This window comes from Natrinema salaciae, assembly GCF_900110865.1.
GTDB classification, from domain to species: Archaea; Halobacteriota; Halobacteria; order Halobacteriales; family Natrialbaceae; genus Natrinema; species Natrinema salaciae.
The window spans coordinates 437,636-453,017 of the sequence record NZ_FOFD01000002.1 but is presented as its reverse complement, the minus strand read 5'-3'; the positions used below and the strand labels follow the sequence as shown (position 1 = coordinate 453,017).

Here is a 15,382-nt window from a genome sequence, read left to right as displayed (position 1 = left end):
TGACGCGTGGCTGTAATCGATGAAGAGAATGGAGGGGTTACCCGATGAGTGACGGGCTCGAGGTACTCGTCGTCGACGACGAGGCTCGCCTCGCGGACCTGTTCGCCGCGTGGCTCCAAGGGGAATGGGCCGTCGAGACGGCATACGACGGGGAGGAAGCGCTCGAGAAGATGACCGACTCCGTCGAAGTCGTACTGCTGGACCGGCGGATGCCGGGGCTCTCCGGCGACGAAGTCCTCGAACAGATCCGCGAGCGAGGGTACGATTCCCGGGTCGTCATGGTGACGGCGGTGGATCCGGACTTCGACATCATCGAGATGGGCTTCGACGACTACCTCGTCAAGCCGGTCTCGAGGGACGAACTCGCCGAGATGGTCGACGACGTCGCCGGCCGATCCGACTACGAGTCCGACATTCAGGAGTACTACGCGCTCGTCTCGAAGAAGGCGCTTCTGGAGTCCGAAAAGGCCGATCGTGAACTCGCGGACAACGAGGAGTATCAGGAGCTCCGCAACCACATCGACGACCTCGAGCGGCGGGTCGACGAGACGGTCTCGAGCATGTCCTCTCACGACGATTTCGTCGGCGCGTTCCAGGACCTTCAGTCGGAGAACTGAGCCTCGGTTTCGAACTCGAAGCGTGCCCCTCCCGTGTCGCTTTCGGTCGCGACGACCGACCATCCGTGTCCGGTAGCGACTTCTCTGACGATCCACAGCCCGATTCCCAGCCCTTCCGTCGACGACGAGACCGACCGATCGAAGACCTGCTCTCTGAGCTCTTCGGAAAGCCCCTCTCCGTCGTCCTCGATGTAGAATCCTCGACTGCTCGCGCCGTTCTCCGTCGTTTCGAGCGGGCCGACCCGAACGGACTCGGTCGTGACGCCGTGCTCGAGGCTGTTGCGGAAGCAGTTCTCGAGGAGCCGCAGGAGCCGCGAGCGATCGGCATCCAGCGTCGTCGTCGCCGGGATGGAGAGCGTCACGCTGCCGGTCGAAACGTGATCCCAGGCCTCCCGAGCGAGCGACTCGAGGTCGACGGGCTCGGTTTCGGCCGCCCAGTCGCCGTCGCGGGCGATGGCCAGTACGTCCTCGATGATCGACTCCATCCGGTCGAGTCCGTCGTGGATTTTCTCGGCGTACTCGGTGTCGTTGGTCTCCTCGAGGAGTTCGAGGTAGCCCTGGGCGACGCCGAGCGGGTTCCGGAGGTCGTGACTGACGATCCGAGCGAAGGCGTCGAGTCGCTCGTTGCGTTCGCGGAGTTTCCGTTCGCGGCGTTTCCGTTCGGTGACGTCCCGCAGCACGCCGACCGAGCCGAAAAACTCCCCGTCTGGGACGAGGACGGCGATCTGGGCTTCGCAGGGGATCGTCCCGCCGGCTTTCGTCTCGAGATTCAGTTCGAGCGTGTCCGTCCCCCCGCCGCGCTGGAGGAGCGATCGAATGATGTCCGTGCCGGCTTCGACGTCCTCGCGGTCGAACAGAATCGACGCGTGTTCGCCGAGCAGCCCCTCGCGGCTGAAGCCGGTCATCTCGACGAGGGCGTCGTTGACGGTCATGAGGTGACCCGCGTCGTCGAGCACGTACATTCCGTCACCCGCCGTCTCGACGAGGCGCTCGTACCGATGCAACGTCCGTTCTTGCTGTTCGAGTCGGCCACGGAGGGCGATCGTCTCGAGGACGTGGGACGCGGCCGCGACGATCGCCCTGATCGCGTCCCGTTCGCGCTCGGCGATCGGGTCCGTCGCGTAGACGACGGCCACGCCGTACAGTTCGCCGTTCGCGGCGAGGGGCGCGACCGCGACCGACCGGGCACCGCGCTCGACGGCGCGACCGCCGAACGGGACGGCGTCGCTATCGTCCCGGTCGTACCGTCGGTACTGCAGGTCTCGGGTTCGCATCGCTCGCTCGAGCAGCGGGTACTCACCGCCGCCGATCCCGAAGGTTCGCTGGAGCGGCCACTCTATCACGTCGGGGTCGGACAGCCACGGGATGATCGCGCGCTCACCGCGGTCGTACTCACCGACCCAGGCGAACGCGAACCGGTCGCCGGCCGTCAACTCCTCGCGGAGGGCTCGTTCGACGGTAAGCGGTGAGGTAGCGTCGACCAGACGGCTCCGCACCCGGCTCACGAGCCGCTCGAGGTCGTCGGGGAGGTCGCGGACCGCGGCGACGTTCCGGTCGGTATCCGAGTCGAGCGCGGTCGGCAGTTCGGCGCTCGTTCCCGCCGCGATATGCTCGGTGATCGTGTTCGCCAGCTCCGTCGCTGACTCGGCGTCGTCCGTGTGACCGTTGACTCGAGTCAGGACGGCGCCGGTATCGCCGTCCGTCTCCTGGTAGACGATCGTCGGCGTCTCGGCGTCGACCGCGTCGACGAGCGCCGCGGCGTTCGCGATCGTTCTCGAATCGATGACGACCGCGTCGATCGGCTCGTGATTGATCCGGTCGACCGCGTCGACGAATCGCGGCGCGATGATGACGTCGACGGGCGCGTCCGTCAACGACAGCGTGATCGTCGCTCGCGTCGAGCGATCGCTGCTCACGCAGAGCACGCGTGGCCGGCTCATAGCGGTGTGGGTCTGGCTGAATGCATCTCTCTCACGACGGTCGCGGGTCTGCCAGTACGAATGTTGTCGAACGGGATTGTTCTTTCGACCAATCGGTCCGCAGTGCGATCGTTTCCGAAGAGTCACGGACGGCGACGGAACGTCGACGGCCAACTGGGTCCGTCTCGGGCCGGCGGCACCTCGAGGAAGCGACGAACTGGTCCTCGACCGGCGGCGAGTCGGCGACTCAGGGTGCCTGGCCGTATATCAGGTTGCGCTGGATTTCGTTCGCACCCTCGTAGATGACCGGGATTCGGGCGTCGCGGTAGACGCGCGCGATCCGGCGCTCGTCCAGGATCGAGCGGCCGCCGTGGAACTGCATCCCCTGCTCCGCGACGTCGACGGCCGTCTCGGTCGCCTTCGTCTTCGCCATCGCCGCCCAGTAGCCCGCGTTGTCCTCGGTCGCGACCTTCTCGCGGGCGCGCCAGGTGAGCGTCCGAGCGCTCTCGAACTCGACCAGCATGTCCGCGAGGCCGTGCTGAACCGACTGGAACTCGCTGATCGTCCGTCCGAACTCCTCGCGGTCGTGAGTGAACGCCCAGGCCTCCTCGATCGCGGCCGCGGCGATGCCGAGGCCGTGGCCGGCGACGGCGACGCGACCGTGGTTGAAGAAGTCCGCGAGCAGCATGAAGCCGTCCCCCTCCGAGCCGATCAGATTCTCGGCTGGCACTCGGCAGTCGTCGAACTCGATGTGGGCCTGTTTCGAGGCACGCATCGCCATCTTCTCGGGGATGTGTTCGGCGTCGTAGCCGTCGGTATCGGTCGGCACGATGAACATCGAGTGGTTGCCGTAGCGGTTGTCCTCGTCGTCGCCGGTGCGCGCGTAGACGGTCACCCAGTCCGCCTCGACGCCGTTACCGATCCAGTACTTCTCGCCGTTGATGACGTACTCGTCGCCGTCCTTCTCGGCCGTCGTCTGCATCCCCGCGAGGTCGCTGCCGGTGTCCGGTTCCGACACGGCGAGTCCGGAGCGCTGCTCTCCCTCCGCGACCGGCCGGATGTACCGTTCGCACTGCTCGTCGGAACCGTGCTCGTAGGTGATCTCGCAGCCGAAACTCGCCAGCTGGAGCGTCAGCGCGATCCCGGCGTCAGCCCGATAGAACTCCTCCGTGATCGCGAGGAGCTGCGCCAGATCCAGTCCTCGACCGCCCCACTCCGCCGGAATATCCTGGGCCACGAGGTCGGCGTCACGGCCGGCCTCGAGGATCTGCTCGGGATACTCCCCGGACTGGAAGTACTCCTGTGCGTTCGGTTCGATGTGTTCGCGAGCGAACTCGCGGGCCTCGGCCTTGACGTCACGTGCGTGCTCCGGGACGATGCTATCGTCGAGTAGCTCCATGTCCGATCGAACGGCCGCTCGCCGCAAATAGCCGGGGGCGAACAGTGCAACCCGAGACGGCCACGCGTCGCTCGGGTTCGGTCTCGCCGGGTGCTACCGAACCGTCCGCACGAGGTCGTCCACCGAGTCGGCCGCGTCGGCCTGCTTCTCGAGCAGGGCGATGTCCCAGACGAGATCAGCCAGGAGGTGGGCGTAGAGCACCGCACCGGTCACGATCGCGAGGGGAACGCTGAGCGCCGCGAGCACCGGAACGGCGACGCCGCCGATCACGACGTGGCTCAGCAGCCGCGAGAGGACGCCGACGTCGCCGGGCTCGAAGATCGCCGACTGGTCGCCGACCGCTGTGGCGGGATGGGAGAGACAGAACCGGACGGCGTCCCAGTGTCCCGTCTTGAATCGGGCGATGAGGAAGTGATCGAGATCGATGAAGACGCCGACCGCGGTGCCGTACGCGACGACGAGCGCGGCGGGGACCGGAGTGCCGAACACGGCTATCGGCGGGAGCAGCGCGGTCAGAACCCCGGCGACGACGAGCGAGACGGCCGCGTGGTGTTTCGAGTAAATCGGGACTCACCTGCGGAAACCGTCCACGTCGGCTCACTAAATCGTCCCGCCGTCCGTCGGTCGCCGTCCGTTGATCGCCGACAACTTGTCGCCGGTCGCCGGCGAACTCCCCTCGAGCAGTCCCCTCGCACCCGCTATCCCGCGAACCCGGAGAGGAGCCACTCGTCGCCGTCGCCGTCGTCGTCCGCGATACTCGGCGCGCTCACGAGGACGAACGCGCTCTCGCGGTCGCCGTTGCGGATCTGGCGCGTCGAGTCGGGCGGGATCCACAGCGCGTCGCCGGTCTCCATGGCCACCGGTTCGTCGTCGACGACGACCGTGGCTTCCCCCTCGATCAGGACGTACACCTCCTCGTGTGCGTTCTCGGTGTGGTCGTGCGGTTTGCTGTTCCAGCCCGGATCGCAGCGGGCCACCGTTACTCCGACCTGTTCGGTCTCGAGCGGGTCGCTGAGAAAGTGCATCGCACTCGAGACCTGCTCGACCGCCTCGTAGTTGACCTTCCGGTATGACATACCACTCCATTCGAGAGGGGAACAGTAAAACTATACTGTCTCCGTGATCCCGACCGTCCCAGTTCCACTACCCCTGCGCGAGGGGGTCGAAGCTATCGACCGGGATCACGGAGTAGTCGACGGTCAGCGCGTCCTTGGTCGCTCGGATCTTGCCGACGAACGCCGAGATGTCCTCGAGTTCGCCCTCGAGGACGAACAGCTCCATGCAGTAGTGGTCGCCGACGTGACTGTGAAAGTTCGACGCAACGAGGTCCTCGTGTTCGTGGCGCAGGTGCATCATCCGTTCCTCGACGCTCGTGGTCTCGTAATCGAAGAGGACGGTGACGATTCCCATCAGATCCCGGTCCTCGAGTCGGGTGTCCTCGAACTCCCCGAGGAGGTTTCGGGAGGCTTCCCTGACGACTTCGCTTCGACCGGTGTAGCCGTGCTCCTCGGCGAACTGATCGAGTCGCTCGAGGAGTTCGTCCGGCATCGAGACGCTGACGACTGCCATATAATAACACGGGTGGTGATACTATTAAGGATTATCATGCTGGACGGCCGCGGACGCGGCTCGAGGCCGACGAACGGCCGCGACGACCTCGTCCGATCCCGTCCCATCTCGAGGCGGTAATCCGGCCGCGACGGCGGTCTAGACGTGGTCTTTCGGAAGCAGATCCTCGAACGGCTGCTCGTCGAGCCACTCACACAGCTGGACGAGCTGGTCGGTCGCCGCCTCGAACAGCCGTTCGCCTTTCTCCGCCGACGCGTCCGTCTGATCGCCCAGAACGCCGTTCTCGGTATTGTCCGCCGCGTCGTAGAACGTCCGCGAACCGTGCTTGACGGTCTCGGCCGCGTCGACGCTCGGGACCCCGCCGTCTCTTGCGTCCCGGACGCGGTCGTCGTGGACCAGCGCCGGCTCGAGGTACTGGATCATCGAGGTCTCCTTCGGCCCGCCGTGGGGGCCGTTCTGCTCGAACAGGTCGTCGACGAGGTCCGGGATCGAATCGTTCCACATCCACTCGATCGCGTAGGCGACCTCCTCCTGCCTGAGTCGCGCCCCGACCTCCCGCAGGTGCGGGACGTTCCCGCCGTGGGCGTTGACGTAGATCACCCGATCGATGCCGTGCGACGTGAGGTTCCGCGTCAGCGACGCGACGTACTCCCTGAACACCGGCGGCTCGACCCACATCGTTCCGTGGAACTGTCGGTGGTGGCCGCTGACGCCGATCGTTACGGTCGGCGTGCAGAGATAGCCCGTTCGGTCGGCGGCCTCGCGCGCGAACGCCTCGGCGATCAGGTGGTCGGTCGCCTCCGGCAGGTGCGGTCCGTGCTGTTCCGTCGATCCGAGCGGGACCAGCGCGAGCGATTCCGATTCGAAGTACGACTCGAGGTCCGGCCACGCCTCGTCGGCGAGATACATAATACCCTCTCGTGTGCGGACCACCAATAGCGTAGCGTCCGAACTCCCACCAGCGGCTCTCGGCGGTTCGAGACCCGGACTCGGCTCGAACCCCGGCTACGGGCGGAGCCGTGGTCACACGGACGCGTCTCATCGTCGACGAGGGGCGCTCGGTAATCCCGTGTTACCGAATTCGGCTCGCTCGGGGCGTATTCATCGAACTGCTTTCATATTCAGCCCACGAACCGGGGTGACCGTCGCTCGTTCGCTCGCAGTTCGCGTCGAGCACATCCGCGACCGAGTCCGAGCGCCCGGCCCGCGTTCGACGCGGCGGGCGCGTCCCATGAGTGAAACTGGACACGTTCGGCCGACCGGTGGCGGCCGGCGTTCGGTGTCGGCTATCGGCCGCAGCGATCCCGCGTTCGTTCCCGGTCGCAATACTCGTTTATCCGGGGACTGCTCGGGGGTCGTCCGGCGCTCGGTCCGCTTCGGTTATCGCCGGTCCCGTCGAAACCCGTATCGATCCGTCACGGTACGGTCGCCGCGCAATTCCCCGTAACGGACACTTCAATCATCGCGGCGCGTTCGCTCGAGACAGGTTCGTTTCGTTACTCATAGATATGCACTCAATTACAAAGGACCGACGAGACCAACGTGCGGTCGTTCATGATACCACCGTACCCCGCTCAAGCACAGGTTCCCGAGTGGCTACAGGATCCGATCGCACAGCTAGTGACGTTCCTCCCACGAATCATCGGCGCGCTGGTGATCCTCTTTATCGGCTGGATCATCGGTCGGCTGGCCGCCGGCGTCGTTCGGCGGATCGCCGACGGCGTCGAACTCGACCGAATGGTCCTCGAGACGCCGCTCGGGCGGATACTCGGCGGCACTGAACGGGCGGTCTCGAGCGCCTTCGGTTCGCTAGCGAAGTGGTTCGTCTACGGTCTCGCGATCCTCGCGGCCGCGAACGCGCTCGCGATCGCGACGCTGTCGCAGTGGATCTCGACGGCGGTCTCGTACCTGCCGGCGTTCATCGCGGGGCTGCTCGTCATCACGTTCGGGTTCGTGGTCGCCGACTTCATCGGCGACGCCATCGAACGGACTCGCGCGGCGACCGAGACCGCGTACACCTCCTGGTTCGCTAACGGCGCGCGGATGTTCCTCTACTTCACGGCGATCGTCATCGGCCTCGACACGATGGGGATCGACGTCGGCATCCTCTACGTGTTCGCGCGAGCGCTCGCGTGGGGACTCGGCGCAGCCATCGCCATCGGCGCGGGCGTCGCCTTCGGCTGGGGCGGCAAGGACTACGTCTCCGAGAACATCGACCGCTGGATGAGCCGGACGAGCGAGGTCGGCCCGAGCGAGAGCGAGGCTGCCGGCCGCCAGTCTCGAAGCAGCGACCGCACCGGGAGCAGCCCGAGCACCGATCGCGAGCGCGGCTCCGAGCCCGGTCCCGGACCGAGCGACGACGACTGATCCCGCGTTCGCTGATCGAGATCGCGCTCGAGGTCGACGCCGATCGCGTGCGGATCAGTCGGCGTCGATTTCGGCTGCGGCTCGATTTGCCGTTCGATCGTCGGTTTCGGCGCGCGGAAACAGCGGCTTGACCGGGACGATCACGTGGGCTCTCACGAGCCGACCGTCGGTCCGCCGCCACTTTTTCAGGTGCGCAATCGAGTGCGAGCCGCCGTAGCCGTCCTCGATTCGCTCGCAGAGCGCGTCGAACTCGTCCTCGTCGAACAGCGCGGCCGAGATTCGGTCGGTCTCGACCGCGACGCTCCCCCGTCGAGCGTAGACGTCGAGGCGTCCCTCGACGGCGTACTCGAGGTCCTCGATCCAGCCGTGGATCTCGCCGACCATCGGCCGATCGGGTGCCGTCGGAAAGGAGATCGTGATCTGATACTGGTCGGGACGCTCCCGGACGTGTCGCTGCCAGAGTCGTCCCAGTCGCCGTCCAGTTCCGACGCCGGGCACCCGCGATGCGAGACGTTTCGCTCGGTCGGCTGCGGCGGGCGCGCGCCGTCGGAGGGCAGTCACGGGATCGACTCGATCGCGTTCCCTCATCGTTCTCACGTTCGACTTGCGGGCACCGGTAATACGTCCTTTGTTGTCGCGCCGTGACCGACCGGCGATCGATTCGCGCTTCGGCCGGGACCGGCAGTTCGCGAGAGTTTTGTACAATGCGTTACTACCGGGCCTCAGAATGCCTCGGACAGGGCCCCGCCCCTCGATTCCACGCCTCGTCGGCTCCGTCGCGATCGTCGCCGCCGGCGTTGCGGTTAATATCGGTTTTGACTCCCCGCTTCGAACGGTGCCGGCGCTCTTGCTCGTCGCGCTCGGCGTCGCCGGCGTTACGAGCACCGCAAGAGAGTACAGCACGGCACGGCTCCGGCGCACCGCGAAACACTGGTGGCTGCTCGCGTTCGCGACGTTCGTCCCGTACGCGCTGGCGAACGCCCCCGCGAGCGAGTCGGCTGCAGCCGTCGGCGACGCGTTCGCCGGGCCGATCGCCGGCCTCGCGCTCGAGGCCGTCGCCGGCGCGACGGTCTGCTGTGCGGTGGCGATGACGGTCCTCTACGGCGTCGCCTGGTACGGCCTCCACCCGGGTCGACCGACGCCCGAAGAGCGCGTTCTGACCGACGGCGGGGACGACTAGCGCACCCGCTCGTCCGCGAGACACGCTCGAGACGGGCAGCGGCGCTGGACTTATCCGTCGGAACGGCTTCCTTCTCCTAATGACCGAACGGGTGGAACCGCCGGAGCCAGCCCCATGGTGTGGCGACGACGACCGGGCGGCGCTCGAGTGGTACCAGACGCTCGTCGGGACGGTTTCGGGCGGCGTGTTCCAGCTGGACGGCGACGATCGGATCGTCGCCATCGACGAGACGCTCCTCGAGCTGACGGGCTTTACCCGTGAAGCGCTTTACGGCGAACACGTCTCGCTGCTGCTCGGTGAGACCGGCGTCGAGGCGCTCGACGGGGACTCGCCGGGCGGCGTCACGTCGGTCGAGAGCCCGATTCGGACGGCCACCGGTGGCACGATTCCCTGCGAACTGCGGTTCGGAACGGTCCCGGCCGTCGACGGCCGACGGGGCTCGATCGGTATCGTCCGCGAACTGGACGCCGACTCGCGGACGCCGGCGGCGCTCGAGTCGGACCCCTACCCGTCGCTCGAACCGATCACGACAGTGCTCGAAGAGGCCGACGTCGGCGTCTTCGTCCTCGACGACGAGTTCGACGTCGTCTGGATAAACGACGCTATCGAGCGCTACTTCGGGCTCGACGCGACGGCCGTGATCGGTCGAGACAAGACCCGATTGATCGACGAAACGATCCGCCATCGAGTCGCGGATTCGGATCGGTTCGCCGACATCGTCACCGAGACCTACGAAACGAATAGCGACTCGGAGCGGTTCGAACTTCGCGTGACGCCGGGGGAAACCCGCGAGGAACGGTGGCTCGAACACCGGAGCAAACCGATCGAGTCAGGGCCGTACGCGGGCGGTCGGATCGAGCTCTACTACGACGTGACCGACCAGCGCCGACGCGCGTACCAGCTCCGCCGGTTGAACGAAGCCGTTCGCGAGTGGCTCGGGACCAGTACGCGCGAAGCGGTCGCCGAGCAGGCCTGTCGCGACCTCCTCGATATCCTCGACCTCGAGATCAACGGCGTCTATCTCCACGAGCCGGAGGCGGCCGCGCTCGAACCGGCCGCCTGCTCGGAGCCGGCCGCGGCCCTGTTCGACGAAGTCCCGACGTTCGGGGAAGGCGAGGGAATCGCGTGGCGCGTGTTCGAGTCCGGCGACCCGGTGATCTCCGACGACGTCACGGCCGAGCAGGACGTCTACAACCCGGAGACGCCGATCCGAAGCGAGATCTGCCTGCCGATTGGCGATCACGGCGTCGTCATCATCGGCTCCGAGGAGCGCGATACGTTCGACGAGGGCGATCTCTCGCTCGCGAAGGTCGTCGCCTCGAGTCTGGAGGCGACCTTCGATCGGATCCACCACGAGCGCAACCTCGAGCGCGAACGGACCCAGACGGAGAAGCTCCTCCAGACCGTTCCAGTCGCGATTTCCGTCGAGGACGCCGACGGCGAGACCCTGTTGGCGAACCGATACGTACAGGCGGCGACCGGGTTGGGCGACCGCGAGCCGCTCGGTGAGACCGAGTTGCTCGCCGAGCGGAACGTCGTCGACGCCGACGGCGAACCGATCGACCCCGAGAACGGCCCCTCGGCACGCGTCAGGGCGACCGGCGAGGCGGTCCGCGACGAGACGTTCGCGATCGAGGGGCCGTCAGGCGAGCGGACGTGGTTCTCCGTCACCGCCGTCCCCGTGTTCGGCCCCGACGGCTCGCTCGAGCGGGTCGTCTCGGCCGGCGAGGACGTCACGGCGCTCAAAGAACAGGAACGTCGGCTCGAGCGGCAGAAACACGAACTCGAGACCGAACTGAGCGAGATTCTCGGTCGCGTCTCCGACGCGTTCTACGCGCTCGACGACGAGTGGCGGTTCACGCACGTCAACGACCGTGCCGCGGAGCTGCTGGGATACGACGCGACGGCCCTCGTCGGCGAAGACATCTGGGAGACGTTCCCCAGCGGCGCGCGCTCCGATCTCGCCGACCGCTATCACGAGGCGATGGAGACCCAGAACCCCGTCTTGTGGGAGCGCTACTCAGGCTCGCTCGACATCTGGATGGAGATACAGGCCTATCCCTCCGAGACGGGACTGTCGGTCTACTTCCGGGATATCTCCGATCGGAAGCAACGCGAGCGACAACTCGAGCAGTACGAACGGATCATCGAAACCATCGAGGACGGCATCTACGTGCTCGACGAGGACAGCCGGTTCACGATGGTCAACGATGCGTACGTGGCCCTCACCGGATACGACCGCGACGAGTTGCTCGGGAGCCACGCCTCGCTCGTCGTCGAGGAACCGGTGATGGAACTCGCCCAGAAGGTCGCCGTCGACGAGAGCGACGAGCCGACGATAGAGACCGAAATCGAGACGAAATCCGGCGAGCAGCGCCCGATAGAGGCGACGGTGACCTCGGTCACGTCCGACGGTGCCGGGCGCGAACGGATCGGCGTCGTCCGCGACGTCACCGAACGCAAGGAGCGCCAGCGCAGGCTCGAGGAATCCAACGAGCGGTTAGAGCAGTTCGCCTACGCCGCCTCCCACGATCTGCAGGAACCGCTCCGGATGGTCACGAGCTACCTCCAGTTGATCGACAACCGCTACGCCGACGATCTCGACGCGGACGGCCGGGAGTTCATCGACTTCGCCGTCGACGGTGCCGAGCGCATGCGCGAGATGATCGACGGCCTGCTCGAGTACTCCCGCGTCGAAACGCAGGGCGACCCACTCGAGCCCGTCGACCTCGAGGAGATTCTCGACGACGTCCGCGCCGACCTCCAGTTTACGATCGACGAGAGCGACGCCGAGATCACGGTGGAGTCGCTCCCGCGGGTCGCCGGCGACGCGAGCCAACTCCGACAGGTGTTCCAGAACCTGCTCGCGAACGCGATCGAGTACAGCGGCGACGAGCCACCGCGCGTTCGCGTCAGCGCCGAGCGGACGGGCCGTGATTGGGAGATCGCGGTTCGGGACGACGGAATCGGCATCGATCCCGAGAACCAGAACCGGATCTTTCAGGTGTTCCAGCGACTCCACAGCCGCGAGGACCACGCCGGCACGGGGATCGGGCTCGCGCTCTGTCACCGGATCGTCGAGCGCCACGGCGGCGAGATCCGCGTCGACTCCGAACCCGGCGAGGGATCGACGTTCACGGTTGCCCTGCCGGCCGCAGCGGCGGCGACGTAGCCGCCGGTCGCCGTCTCGGCGCGCGGGCCGAGGCCGGCCGACTCGAGGGGATCGGCCTGCGGGTCGACGCGCGAGCACTCGAGCCGACTGCGATCACCCAACAGCTATATAACCGACGGCCTACTCAACCCGTCAAAGCGGTGCACGACGTGATTCCGACAATACGCGGTTCGGACGGATCCCTGCTCGCCGCCTCGCTCGCCTGCTTCGCCGTCGCCGGCGTCGCGAACACCGTCGACGGGGTCGAACTACACCTCGGAGCGACCGCACTCGCCATCGCCGGCGTCTACGGGGTCGCCCGCTACGCCCAGTCCGTTTCGCGCCAGCGGCTCGCTCACACGGCGCTCGGACTGTGGATCTCGTTCCTCGTGATCGCCGCCGGTCACGCCATCGGCCTCGAGACGATCGGTTCGGTCGCACCGGGTCCCGCCGCCGTGACGGTCGTCGCGCTCACCGCAGTGACGTGGGCGACCCTGCTCGCCGCCGCCGCGACGACGATCTTTCTCGGGTTCCGGGAGTACGGCTCCCCGGCACCGGCCGACGAACAGGTTCTCGACGGTGAGGCCTCCGACTACTCGACGCGATAACTGACCGCGATCCCTTCGCCGAGCGGGAGGACCATCGTCTCGAAGGCCGAGTCGGCCCGAACGGTCTCGAGGTAGTCGATGACGCCCCGCGTGTGTTCGTTGGTCTCGACCGGCGAGTCGCCGTCGATCCACTCGAGCAGGTCGTCGAATTCGACGGCGCTGGCCGTGATCGCGTTGTCGGCGACGACGACGCCCCCGACGGGAACGGTCGGACGGACGGCCTCGAACGCGTCCGCATAGCGCTCTTTCTGATGGTCGATCAGCACGAGGTCGAACGGCCCGTCGTAGCGGTCGATCGTCTCCATCGCGTCGCCGAGTTCGTATCGCGCGAGTCCGTCGTAGCCGCCCGCGGCCATGTACTCGCGGGCGAGCTCGAGTTCGTCCTCGTCGACCTCCGTGAGGACGATCTCGCCCTCCTCGGGGAGGGCCTCGGCGAGCCAGTAGGCGGAGTAGCCGTAGCCCGATCCGAACTCGAAGATCCGTTCGGCGTCGGTCATGCGAGCGAACAGCCGTAACGCGGACCCGACGTCCGCGCCCACGTGGGGGAATCCCTCCGCGGCGGCGTACTCGTCCATCTCGATCAGCGTCTCGTCCGGGTCCGGTGTCATCGCCAGGACGAACCGGTCGATGTCGTCTGATAGCACGTCGGCCATGCGCGACCGTTCGACCGTGAGCACAGTAGTGCTACCGCTTCTGCGGACGCGCCGATCCGATCTCACCCTCGTTCACTCGTCCGTGTGCCGCTGGCGACGCGTAAAACCAATACTTATGGATAATAGAAATTAAACGGGTTGGGAGAGTGGATTCGCCTATGGCTGCGATCGAAACGCACGGATTGACGAAACGGTTCGGAGAGGTCACGGCCGTCCACGAATTCGATCTCACCGTCGAGGAGGGTGAGGTCTTCGGGTTCCTGGGATCGAACGGCGCCGGAAAGTCGACCACGATCAATATGCTCCTCGATTTCATCCGTCCGACGGCCGGGCGGGCCTCGATCCTCGGGTACGACACGCAACGAGATCCGCAGGCGATCCGACAGCGAATCGGCGTCCTCCCGGAAGGCTATCAGCTCTACGACAGGCTCACCGGGCGACAACACGTCGAGTTCGCCGTCGAGATGCACGAAAGCGACGACGATCCCGATCGTATCCTCGACCGGGTCGGACTCGCTACCGACGGCGAGAAACCGGTCTCGGGCTTCTCGACGGGGATGCGTCAGCGGCTCGCGATCGGGATGGCGCTGGTCGGTGACCCGTCCGTGCTCATCCTCGACGAACCGTCCTCCGGGCTCGATCCCAACGGTGCACGGGAGCTTCGACGGATCGTTCGCGAGGAGTCCGACAGTGGAACCGCCGTCTTCTTCTCGAGTCACATTCTCGGGCAGGTCGAGTCGGTCTGCGACCGTATCGGGATCATCGACGACGGCGAACTCCGCAAGGTGGGGACGGTCGACGAGTTGAACGAGTCCGTCGGCGCGGAGTCGCTGCTCGTTCTGTCGGTCGATGCGGTCCCCGCGGATCCCGGACTGATCGATCTCGACGGCGTCACCGGCGTCGAACGCGGCAACGGAACGCTCCGGATCTCCTGCTCGGACCCGAGCATGAAGGCCACGATTATCGATCGCGTCGAGGACGCCGGAGCCACAGTCACCGACATCGACGTCGAGAACCGATCGCTCGAAGACCTGTTCAGCGAGTACACCGCCGAGGGTGAGTACGCATGACCAAGATGGGAACCATCGCGCGCAAGGATATCTCCGACGCCAGTCGATCCCGGCTCCTGTGGGGTGCCGTCTCCCTCATGGTGCTCGTGCTCGTGCTCGCGTGGAACGACTCGGGAGCGTTGCTCGAGCGAGCGGAGAACAACCCGATACTGTATGCGATCAATCCGTTCGGGATGTTCGTTCCGTTCGTCGCGATCGTTCTCGGCTACAAGTCGATCGTCGGCGAGCGCACGTCGGGGCGAATACGCATTCTGCTCGGCCTTCCGGGACGGCGTCGCGACGTGGTATTCGGCAAGTACCTCGGCCGAATGGTCGTCTTTCTGGTCATCATGTCGGTCACGGTCGTCACGTTGATCGCCCTCTCGTTCGTGCGACTCGAGAACGTCAATCCGTACGAACTGGTCGGCGCGGCGGCCCTCCTGTTCCTCTACGGGTTCGCGTGGACCGGGATGACCGTCGGCATCTCGAGCAGCGTTTCGAGCGAGACTCGAGCGGTCGCCGCTATCGTCGGGTTGTTCGTCCTGTTTCTGGCGCTCTGGGAAGCGACCGTGCTTCCGATTTTCGCGCTCTTGTTCACCGGGAGCGCGAGCACGCAGGGGTTAGATCATATCGTGACTGCCGACGGGCCGACGTGGTATCTCTACGCGACCCGACTCAACCCCGTTCACGTGTTTGACGGTTCGCGATACAACATGGCGGAACTCGTCGAAAACGCTGCGAACGGAACGGTCGCCAGCGTTCACGGCCCCGACCTGTTCGGGTTTGCGATGTTGCTCGCTTGGGCAATCATCCCGATCGCGATCGGCTACTGGCGGTTCGAACGGGCCGAACTCTCATAGCAGTACAGCG

15 protein-coding genes are annotated in these 15,382 nt (G+C 66.2%); 7 read left to right on the top strand and 8 right to left on the bottom strand.

Features of this window, described 5'->3' with window-relative positions; translation table 11 throughout:
* Positions 1-44 precede the first annotated feature (44 nt).
* A complete protein-coding gene (locus tag BMX07_RS07540; RefSeq protein WP_090616284.1) occupies positions 45-617 on the top strand; it encodes a HalX domain-containing protein in 573 nt (190 codons plus the stop codon).
* Here the strand turns inward: BMX07_RS07540 and BMX07_RS07535 are convergent.
* The 6 genes from BMX07_RS07535 to BMX07_RS07510 all read right to left on the bottom strand — a co-directional run bounded on the left by BMX07_RS07535 (position 602) and on the right by BMX07_RS07510 (position 6,413).
* Positions 602-2,557 carry a sensor histidine kinase gene (locus BMX07_RS07535; protein ID WP_090616280.1) on the bottom strand — a complete coding sequence of 652 codons (1,956 nt, stop codon included), beginning with the start codon at positions 2,555-2,557 and terminating at the stop codon, positions 602-604. The two genes, BMX07_RS07540 and BMX07_RS07535, sit on opposite strands and share 16 nt — an antisense overlap.
* Positions 2,558-2,783: 226 nt before the next feature.
* On the bottom strand, positions 2,784-3,935 hold the full coding sequence (locus BMX07_RS07530) for an acyl-CoA dehydrogenase family protein (protein ID WP_090616277.1): 1,152 nt from the start codon (positions 3,933-3,935) through the stop codon (positions 2,784-2,786).
* Positions 3,936-4,028: 93 nt separating this feature from the next.
* Positions 4,029-4,424, bottom strand: a complete 396-nt coding sequence (locus BMX07_RS07525; RefSeq protein WP_175480081.1) for a hypothetical protein — start codon at positions 4,422-4,424, stop codon at positions 4,029-4,031.
* Between the two features lie 209 nt (positions 4,425-4,633).
* Complete coding sequence (locus BMX07_RS07520) at positions 4,634-5,011, bottom strand: cupin domain-containing protein (RefSeq protein ID WP_090616269.1); 378 nt, start codon at positions 5,009-5,011, stop codon at positions 4,634-4,636.
* A gap of 67 nt (positions 5,012-5,078) precedes the next feature.
* Entirely contained in the window at positions 5,079-5,504 is a 426-nt protein-coding gene (nikR, locus tag BMX07_RS07515; protein ID WP_090616266.1) for a nickel-responsive transcriptional regulator NikR, read from the bottom strand.
* A gap of 138 nt (positions 5,505-5,642) precedes the next feature.
* The gene (locus BMX07_RS07510; protein ID WP_090616262.1) at positions 5,643-6,413 is read right to left on the bottom strand and encodes a creatininase family protein; all 771 of its coding nucleotides are present in this window, start codon (positions 6,411-6,413) and stop codon (positions 5,643-5,645) included.
* Positions 6,414-7,058: 645 nt separating this feature from the next.
* Here BMX07_RS07510 and BMX07_RS07505 point away from each other — a divergent pair.
* Complete coding sequence (locus tag BMX07_RS07505; RefSeq protein WP_090616257.1) at positions 7,059-7,871, top strand: mechanosensitive ion channel family protein; 813 nt, start codon at positions 7,059-7,061, stop codon at positions 7,869-7,871.
* Positions 7,872-7,925: 54 nt separating this feature from the next.
* Here the strand turns inward: BMX07_RS07505 and BMX07_RS07500 are convergent, their stop codons facing one another.
* Positions 7,926-8,459 carry a hypothetical protein gene (locus BMX07_RS07500; protein WP_090616254.1) on the bottom strand — a complete coding sequence of 178 codons (534 nt, stop codon included), beginning with the start codon at positions 8,457-8,459 and terminating at the stop codon, positions 7,926-7,928.
* A gap of 139 nt (positions 8,460-8,598) precedes the next feature.
* Here BMX07_RS07500 and BMX07_RS07495 point away from each other — a divergent pair, with 139 nt between their 5' ends.
* The 3 genes from BMX07_RS07495 to BMX07_RS07485 all read left to right on the top strand — a co-directional run bounded on the left by BMX07_RS07495 (position 8,599) and on the right by BMX07_RS07485 (position 12,810).
* Positions 8,599-9,051, top strand: coding sequence for a hypothetical protein (locus BMX07_RS07495; protein ID WP_090616251.1), 453 nt, complete (start codon positions 8,599-8,601; stop codon positions 9,049-9,051).
* A 79-nt stretch (positions 9,052-9,130) separates the two neighbouring features.
* A complete protein-coding gene (locus BMX07_RS07490; protein WP_090616247.1) occupies positions 9,131-12,223 on the top strand; it encodes a PAS domain S-box protein in 3,093 nt (1,030 codons plus the stop codon).
* A 140-nt stretch (positions 12,224-12,363) separates the two neighbouring features.
* Entirely contained in the window at positions 12,364-12,810 is a 447-nt protein-coding gene (locus BMX07_RS07485; protein WP_090616241.1) for a hypothetical protein, read from the top strand.
* Here the strand turns inward: BMX07_RS07485 and BMX07_RS07480 are convergent.
* Entirely contained in the window at positions 12,795-13,463 is a 669-nt protein-coding gene (locus BMX07_RS07480; RefSeq protein ID WP_090616239.1) for an O-methyltransferase, read from the bottom strand. The genes BMX07_RS07485 and BMX07_RS07480 overlap by 16 nt on opposite strands.
* 158 nt (positions 13,464-13,621) lie before the next feature.
* Between BMX07_RS07480 and BMX07_RS07475 the strand changes: the two genes are divergently transcribed.
* Both BMX07_RS07475 and BMX07_RS07470 read left to right on the top strand, forming a co-directional pair.
* Positions 13,622-14,533, top strand: a complete 912-nt coding sequence (locus BMX07_RS07475; protein WP_090616236.1) for an ABC transporter ATP-binding protein — start codon at positions 13,622-13,624, stop codon at positions 14,531-14,533.
* The gene (locus BMX07_RS07470; RefSeq protein WP_090616233.1) at positions 14,530-15,372 is read left to right on the top strand and encodes an ABC transporter permease subunit; all 843 of its coding nucleotides are present in this window, start codon (positions 14,530-14,532) and stop codon (positions 15,370-15,372) included. Before BMX07_RS07475 ends, BMX07_RS07470 begins: the two co-directional genes overlap by 4 nt.
* The last annotated feature ends 10 nt before the right edge of the window (positions 15,373-15,382 follow it).